Annotated in this window: 8 protein-coding genes and 1 pseudogene; 5 read left to right on the top strand and 4 right to left on the bottom strand. The window is 60.9% G+C overall.

Annotated elements, in window-relative coordinates:
• Window positions 1-593 (bottom strand): annotated as a pseudogene (locus tag EN984_RS18405) (phosphopentomutase); the annotation flags it as partial.
• A 143-nt stretch (window positions 594-736) separates the two neighbouring features.
• On the opposite strand from EN984_RS18405, the gene EN984_RS18400 reads away from it, so the two are divergent.
• The gene (locus tag EN984_RS18400) at window positions 737-1657 is read left to right on the top strand and encodes a PhnD/SsuA/transferrin family substrate-binding protein (protein WP_164748717.1); all 921 of its coding nucleotides are present in this window, start codon (window positions 737-739) and stop codon (window positions 1655-1657) included.
• Between the two features lie 36 nt (window positions 1658-1693).
• Here EN984_RS18400 and EN984_RS18395 read toward each other — a convergent pair whose 3' ends face one another.
• The 3 genes from EN984_RS18395 to EN984_RS18385 form a co-directional block, all read right to left on the bottom strand.
• The gene (locus EN984_RS18395; RefSeq protein WP_127268815.1) at window positions 1694-2311 is read right to left on the bottom strand and encodes a TadE/TadG family type IV pilus assembly protein; all 618 of its coding nucleotides are present in this window, start codon (window positions 2309-2311) and stop codon (window positions 1694-1696) included.
• A gap of 38 nt (window positions 2312-2349) precedes the next feature.
• Window positions 2350-2931: a TadE/TadG family type IV pilus assembly protein gene (locus EN984_RS18390; RefSeq protein ID WP_127268810.1), complete on the bottom strand. Its 582-nt coding sequence runs from the start codon at window positions 2929-2931 to the stop codon at window positions 2350-2352.
• 137 nt (window positions 2932-3068) lie between these two features.
• Window positions 3069-3491, bottom strand: a complete 423-nt coding sequence (locus EN984_RS18385; protein WP_013533687.1) for a pilus assembly protein N-terminal domain-containing protein — start codon at window positions 3489-3491, stop codon at window positions 3069-3071.
• A 332-nt stretch (window positions 3492-3823) separates the two neighbouring features.
• Here EN984_RS18385 and EN984_RS18380 point away from each other — a divergent pair, with 332 nt between their 5' ends.
• The 4 genes from EN984_RS18380 to EN984_RS18365 form a co-directional block, all read left to right on the top strand.
• Window positions 3824-4006 carry a Flp family type IVb pilin gene (locus tag EN984_RS18380; RefSeq protein ID WP_127268811.1) on the top strand — a complete coding sequence of 61 codons (183 nt, stop codon included), beginning with the start codon at window positions 3824-3826 and terminating at the stop codon, window positions 4004-4006.
• Between the two features lie 170 nt (window positions 4007-4176).
• Entirely contained in the window at window positions 4177-4695 is a 519-nt protein-coding gene (locus EN984_RS18375; RefSeq protein WP_127268812.1) for a prepilin peptidase, read from the top strand.
• A 214-nt stretch (window positions 4696-4909) separates the two neighbouring features.
• Window positions 4910-5722 (top strand): Flp pilus assembly protein CpaB, encoded by an 813-nt coding sequence (cpaB, locus tag EN984_RS18370; RefSeq protein ID WP_127268813.1) that lies wholly within the window; start codon window positions 4910-4912, stop codon window positions 5720-5722.
• Window positions 5719-6400 (top strand): pilus assembly protein N-terminal domain-containing protein (locus tag EN984_RS18365; protein ID WP_127383870.1); only part of this gene is annotated, 682 nt, incomplete at its 3' end. The genes cpaB and EN984_RS18365, both read left to right, overlap by 4 nt.

Genomic DNA, 6400 nt, shown 5'->3' with positions numbered 1-6400 from the left:
ACCTGGCAGAATTCATAAAGCCGGTCGAGGCCGAAATGGACTTCATGCGCGGCGATTTGCAGGACCGAGTCGACCGACGTGTAGCAGATCGGCTTGCCGGTCCGGATGTGCTCCTCGCCGAAGCGCTCGATGATCTCGGTGCCCGGCGCATGGCAATTGCCGAGAATGCCCGGCACCTTGCCTTCGCGAATGATAGCCTCGGTCAGTTCGGCCGGAAAGGCCGGAACCGTATCCGGGAAATAGCCCCAGTCGAGGCGCACCGGCAGGCCGGCGATTTCCCAATGACCGGATGGTGTATCCTTGCCGCTCGAAACCTCCTGTGCGGCGCCGTGAAAGGCAGTTGGGAGCAGATCCGCCCCGCTGTTGGCAAACCCCAGTCCCGTCGCGGTTTCGGCGGCCTTGCCAAGCCCGAGCGACGCCATGTGAGGGACAAACAGCGGTCCACTGCGAAGCCCTTCGCGATCCGCACGGCCCTCCGCACAGGCCTCTGCGATGTGCGCGAATGTGTTGGCGCCGGCGTCACCGTAGCGGTCGGCGTCGGCCGCGCCGCCGATGCCGAAGGAATCCAGAACGAAGAGGAAAGCGCGCGCCATCGAGTTGTTGCCAGTTTGACCGACCAGACATAGGGTTCCGCGACTTCATTGGCAATTCGGAAACCAAACGGCAACGGCTTGGCGTGATAGTCCAGTGCACTGGGATGGGCATGGATCGAGGACAACAGACTGTGGTTCCTGTCATGAGGGTTGCGCTGAAGACTTATGCCGCTCTCATGCTGACGCTCGTCGGGCTCTGGTCCAACCCGGCGCATGCCGACTGGCGCGATGATATCGGCACGTTTCGTATCGGCATCGTTGCCGAGCCAGGCGCCGGCAATGCCGTTCCGGGGCTGGCACTGTTGACCGACGCCTACACCAAGGCCTTGGGCATGAAGGTCGAGTTTGTCGTTGCCCGCAACTATGCCGCGCTGATCGAGGCGCAGGCCGATGCCCGCATCGAATATGCGATCTATTCGGCCACCGCCTATGCGACGGCTTCGCAGCGCTGCTTATGTATCGAGCCGCTTGTCGCTCCGGTCGATTCAGACGGCGCGATCGGCATCCGCTCCGTTCTGCTGACGCGAGACGGCAAGCTGCCTGCCCTGGCGGCGATGGACCGCCATCGTATCGCCATGGCGCCTTCGGACAGCGTCGGCGGTTCTCTCCTGCCATTGGCGGCGTTGGCGGCGGAGGGCCGCAAGATCGCGGAAGATGCACAGTTTTTGGCCCGCACCGATTCGGCCGCGGCGGCCGAGACGATGCTGGTCGACGGCAAGGCCGATGGCCTGTTCGGCTGGGTGAGGGCCGCTGCCGACGGCCCGCGAGAACCGTCGGGCACGCAGGCCAGGCTGGAGGCGGCAGGGCTCTCGGTGACGGCGCTTCGGATCGTATGGACGTCGGGCCTGTTGAGATACGGCCCCCATGCGGTCCGCAGCGATCTCGACCCGGAAGCCAAGCGCAGGCTTGCCGTGTTCCTCACCAACCTCAAGTCGACGACGCCCGATATCTACGATCTCCTGGAATCGAGACATTCCGGCGGCTTCGCTCGCGTGTCGCCAAAAGATTACGAGATGGCCGCTGCTATCGTGCGCTTCGTTTCGGACCGTGAGCCGCAGCAATAGCTGGAGCGGCCCTGCGCAGGGCCTGGCTGGTTCTGTTCAACAGTCGCTGCAAGGGATCGTCACGCTTCTGCGGGGGCGCAGATAATAGGTTTCGCCCATGGTTATGTTGCTGAAAGCCGAGGTCAGTCCAAGCTTCTGTTGACTGCTCGCGCTCCACGCGATGACCGGCGTATAGCCGAGGTTGCTTTCGACGCGGATGAGAAAAGTGTTGGCGACCTTGAGCGACGCTGGGACCGTTGTCTCGGTGGTCGCGGCGGCGCCGGCGCTGGCGACACTGGCGACCAATTTGCGTGACCAAACCACCTGTGCCTTCGTCGCATCGGACGTAACCTGTATCGCCGTGATGGTGATGCTAGGGGGCGAGCGGTTGTAGGGCTGAAGGGTGACGCTGCCGATCTGCATGATGGCGTCGACATCCGCTTTGAGGACGCTTGTCTGCTGGGTAACGAGATCGGCCACCATGCTGCCGATACGACTGACCTTCTTGCTGGTCTCGATGGCTTGCGACGCTTCCATTGTGAGGAAGTACATGATCAGCAGAATTGGCATGATCAACGCGAATTCAACCGCCGCGATGCCACGGCGATCGGACCAGAATCGACTTGCTTTCCGCCAAACTCCCGTAATCATAAGATGTGCCCCCGCACGCATCATGCCCATTGCCCTTTTCTTATACCGCTCGTGCATTCCGCTCAGTTGTCGAACGGCTCGTTCTGCCAGGTCACCGATGCGAAATGCAGGGTCTTGTTGCCGCCCATCGACTGCGCCATGAGGTCGGTCATGATCGGCCACTTGTAGAAGACCCGAAGCATGTTCCTCGACTCCGCCGCACCCGCTGTCACTGAGAACGATTGGGTTGCGGTGCCTTTCGTCAGTACGACATCGCCGTTCTGGATCTTGAAGCCTGCCGTGGCCGCATCGGCGAACGATGTATATTGGCGAAGATCCACCAGCAGTTGATTGGGACAATCCTGGGAGACGATGATCTGCAGTTTCGTGCAGATCATGTCCCGCAAATTGGTTCCGGCAACGTCAGCCGCCCTCAACTGGCCGGTGCGCAGTTTGCGCGCTACATCGTCGGTGACGTTGGCCATCACCTCCTGGCCGGCAAACGAGATGCAGCTTTCCAGAATGGCAAAGACAAGCAGCGCGAAGGGGACTGAAAGGATCGCGAATTCGATTGCCGTGGCGCCGCGCCGGTCACGAAGGAAGCGGGCGAAAAACCTTGGGCGTCTCACTCTGTGGTCGCCTGCGCGACCGAATTCCTTGCTCATGTTCGATCCTGCCGATCTCTATGTGGTCTCGGAAGGAGCATTAGCGCAAACCGATTGAGGTCCGGTTTGGATGATCGTTAAAGTCGGCGCAGGCCTCTTAACCAGACAATAACCGGAACGGCAGTCGGCAACGCCACCTATCGGCTGACGCTCATCTCCGCTTCGGAAGACTTCTCCGCTTCGCTCTTGTAGGAGCTTTCGCAATAGGGCGTGCAGGACATCGTCTGGATTTCGGCACGCCGATAGATGCGCACCGACGAAGCGGCCTGCCGCACGACGGTAACCTGCTCGTCGACGATGGGACTGCCGTCGGTATCGAGCACGACCAGATTGGTGACGCCGAAGCCTTTGCCGGTGAGCACGATCGTCGAAGCGTCCTGCACCGAAGCGTCTGCGATTGCCGGGTTGCCGACCACGATGGTGTCTGCGGGACGCGAAAGTTTGACGATCTTGGCCTGGTTCATCGTGACCTCGATGCCGGCGCCGGCCATGGCGGGCGCGACGAAGCTCGAGACGGCAAGAAGCGCGGCAATCAGGATTGACGATCTCGGCTGGGCCATTGAGGCGCTCCACGCAGGCGGACTGATCAACGGAACATGAACGAGATTGGTGAACCAACGGTTAAGCATGCGATGTTGCCAATCGTGCAATGGCCGCCAAGGGCGCCCGCGACGCGCGGTCCGGTCGGGTCGCAAGCCTACCAAATCCGGTCTGGAAGGCTCAGCGATACATTAGCCCGAGGTTAACCACGCAATATGTTCGAACCGGGAAAGGAATCGGTAAGGCTGTTTCTTAAGCCGATCGAAAGAGCTTCTCCCTAGATTGGCAGCATCCGATCAACCATCACAGAAGTTGACGGAAGTGCTGTAACACGTGGAGTAGGAGCTCTCGAATGTCTAATCTCATCGCACGTTTTGTGAAGGACGAATCCGGCGCGACCGCGATCGAATATGGTCTGATCGCCGTTCTCATCGCGCTCGCCATCATCACTGGCGCCGGCACGCTCGGCAATGCGCTGAACGCCAAGTTCACCAACATCGGCAGCACCCTGAACGGCACGCCGAGCGGCAGCTGATCGGCTTATCGCCGAGCATTTAGATTGCGTTCTGGAAAAGGGCCGCCGCGTGGCGGCCCTTTTTCTATGCCGCTGGCGATATAGGTCGTCTTTCGTTCCTAGCCTCATCAATCGTTAATCGAACATGCTTAGATTGAGCCCCATGAAATCGGACAATAGGCGTGGCGCCGATGCTTGAAGCCCTGATCTTCGTCGTTTTTCCATTCTGCATGCTGTTTGCCGCGATCTCCGACATGCTGTCGATGACGATCGCCAACCGCGTGCCGGTGCTGCTCGTCGTCGTCTTCGCGCTGGTCGCGCCCCTGACAGGCATGGACTGGGCGGCCTATGGCGGACATTTCGCCGCCGGCGCCCTGGTCCTGGCCGTGACGTTCGGCCTGTTTGCAATGGGCGGCATGGGCGGCGGCGACGCCAAGCTTCTGGCCGCCACCGCAATGTGGATGGGCCTCAATATCAATCTCGTGGAGTATCTGGTCGCCTCGACAATCATCGGCGGCCTGCTGACGCTCGCGATCATCCTCTACCGGAAGTCGCTGCTTGCGGCCGTTACCGGCCAAAATCCGTTTCTGCGCCATTTCGCCGACGAGGCAAAAGGAGTCCCCTATGGCGTCGCCCTCGGCCTTGGCGGGTTGCTGACCTATCCGGATTCGCCTTTGATGGTATGGGCGCTTGCCAGGCTGGCGACTTGAGCACTATCTTATTTTTATTGTCTGTCAGCATTGCCGAAACCCCGTTCTCAACAGGGCCGGCCCGGCCATTTTGGCCGTTCAGACCACATTCCGGCTAATTTATGTAAACCTTAAATTAATCACGATCGTAAGCATTACATTAACCTTGTTTTGACGATTGCCGCTGCAAAGTCCGGCTTGGCTACGTGGTTTGCCAGGGCAAGGGTTCGGACAAATGCCAGCATCGCGATTGATAATTCTGAGCGTGGCGGTGGCCGCGGCGGGTGGCGCTGGCTATGTCGCGAAGAACATGGTGGCACCGCCGCCCCAGGTCGTCGTCGATTCCGGTCCCCAGGCCCCGGCGGTGGCACTCCAGGATGTGCTTGTGCTTTCAGGCGACGTTCCGATGGGCAACCCGATCCAAAACAACATCGCCTGGCAATCCTGGCCCGCCGACGGCGTCAACGCGAATTTCATCACCCGCACCGCCGAGCCCGAGGCACTGGACAAGCTGAAGAGTTCCGTTGCCCGTGTGGCGATGTATGCCGGAGAACCGCTGCGGCGGTCCAAGCTGATCGGCGAGGGCCAGAGCTTCATGTCGTCGATCCTGCCTTCCGGCATGCGGGCGGTCGCCACGGCCATCTCGGCCGATACGTCGGCCGGGGGCTTCATTCTTCCCAACGATTTCGTCGACGTCATCATGACCCGCAGGGCCGATGCCGCCGGCGGCGCCGCCGGCTTCAACACCGAGACCATCCTCAAGAACATCCGTGTCCTGGCCATCGACCAGACCATTCAGGAGGACGAGGAAGGCAAGAAGACCAGGGTAGGCCAGACCGCCACGCTGGAACTGACGCCCAAGCAGGCGGAGATCATCACCGTCGCCCAGCAGATGGCGGATCGCCTGACCCTGGCGTTGCGGGCGGTCGCGGACACGCAGGAAAAAAATCTGGGTGAGGCGGACTATCTCGTTTCCGGCAATGGCCGCAGAGGAACGGTGAGGCTGATCAAGTCGGGCGAAGTTTCCGAAGTGGGGGCAAGGAAATGAGGCTAGGTGGCAAACTGCCGGCAATCGTAGCCGCGGCATTCGGCCTGCTGCTCGTCGGAACGAATGTGCAAGGCAGCGTTGTCGAGGCAAAGAACGCGCAGGTCACGGCATCGACGGCCACCCAGCGCGTCAAACTCGGCCTCAACAAGTCGGTGGTCATCGACCTGCCGAGCGATGCCTACGACATTCTCGTGGCCAACCCGGCGGTTGCCGACGCGGTGACCCGCACTGCAAGGCGCATCTATCTGTTCGGCAAGTCGGTCGGCGAGACGAACATCTTTGTCTTCGGCCCGAATGGCGAGCAGATCGTCAGCCTGGACCTGGCGGTCGAACGCGACGTTGCCGGTCTTGAGGATTATATCAGACGCTTCCTGCCGACGTCGGCCATCAAGGTGGAACTTCTGAATGACAACGTCGTCCTGACTGGAACGGTCGACACGCCGCTGGACGCAAAACGCGCGGTCGACCTGGCGACGATCTTCGTTTCGGGTGGTGAAGCGACGACAGGACAATATTCGCAGACCGCAGCCGGCGGTTCGGCCCAGAGCGGTGTCGACATCGACAACCCGGACCAGGAGCGCCGCACCAGCAAGATCGTCAACCTGCTGCAGATCATTGGCGACGACCAGGTCACGCTGAAGGTCACGGTCGCCGAAGTCAGCCGCTCCGTGATGAAGC

The organism is Mesorhizobium sp. M7A.F.Ca.CA.004.12.1.1 (assembly GCF_003997835.1).
Classification (GTDB): Bacteria; Pseudomonadota; Alphaproteobacteria; order Rhizobiales; family Rhizobiaceae; genus Mesorhizobium.
The sequence above is the reverse complement of the archived record's forward strand: the minus strand, read 5'-3'. Positions and strand labels throughout refer to the sequence as shown.

Coding starts and splice junctions, on each gene's coding strand:
- EN984_RS18385 (WP_013533687.1), bottom strand. CDS start 3,491: ATGGCCCAGCCGAGATCGTCAATCCTGATTGCCGCGCTTCTTGCCGTC.
- EN984_RS18380 (WP_127268811.1), top strand. CDS start 3,824: ATGTCTAATCTCATCGCACGTTTTGTGAAGGACGAATCCGGCGCGACC.
- cpaB (WP_127268813.1), top strand. CDS start 4,910: ATGCCAGCATCGCGATTGATAATTCTGAGCGTGGCGGTGGCCGCGGCG.
- EN984_RS18375 (WP_127268812.1), top strand. CDS start 4,177: ATGCTTGAAGCCCTGATCTTCGTCGTTTTTCCATTCTGCATGCTGTTT.
- EN984_RS18400 (WP_164748717.1), top strand. CDS start 737: ATGAGGGTTGCGCTGAAGACTTATGCCGCTCTCATGCTGACGCTCGTC.
- EN984_RS18390 (WP_127268810.1), bottom strand. CDS start 2,931: ATGAGCAAGGAATTCGGTCGCGCAGGCGACCACAGAGTGAGACGCCCA.
- EN984_RS18395 (WP_127268815.1), bottom strand. CDS start 2,311: ATGATGCGTGCGGGGGCACATCTTATGATTACGGGAGTTTGGCGGAAA.